This is a genomic window from Pleomorphochaeta sp. DL1XJH-081 (assembly GCF_049310885.1).
Taxonomy (GTDB): Bacteria; Spirochaetota; Spirochaetia; order Sphaerochaetales; family Sphaerochaetaceae; genus CAYZJV01.
In genome coordinates this window covers 1-334 of the sequence record NZ_JBMDYO010000042.1, presented here as the reverse complement: position 1 = coordinate 334, position 334 = coordinate 1, and the positions used below count along the sequence as shown (strand labels likewise).

1 tRNA gene is annotated in these 334 nt (G+C 45.8%); it reads right to left on the bottom strand.

The annotated features are described in order from the left end of the window. Positions 1 to 145: 145 nt before the first annotated feature. Positions 146 to 219 (bottom strand) — tRNA-Ile (locus tag ACODJP_RS13830). Positions 220 to 334 lie beyond the last annotated feature (115 nt).

The following is a 334-nucleotide window of genomic DNA, read 5'->3' as shown; positions in this document are numbered from 1 at the left end:
CTAGGCATCCTCCGTGGACCCTTATTCGCTTGACCATATTATTCTGTCGATCCCTTCGCTATTTATGTTAAAAAAACCATTTGTCATACCTGAGCTCAGCTAAGATTCAATGACTTGTATTACAAAACCACTGAACTCTAGGTTATGGGCCTGACAAGACTTGAACTTGTGACCTCTTGCTTATCAGGCAAGCGCTCTAACCACCTGAGCTACAGGCCCAGACAAACATATCGGAGAAGAGAAGGAATTTGGAGTGTAAGGGGTATGTTCGGTAGACTTTCACTACCGTGGCCAACGGCCTGTTGGTGGTCAGAACCTGTGAATGGTTCCAACC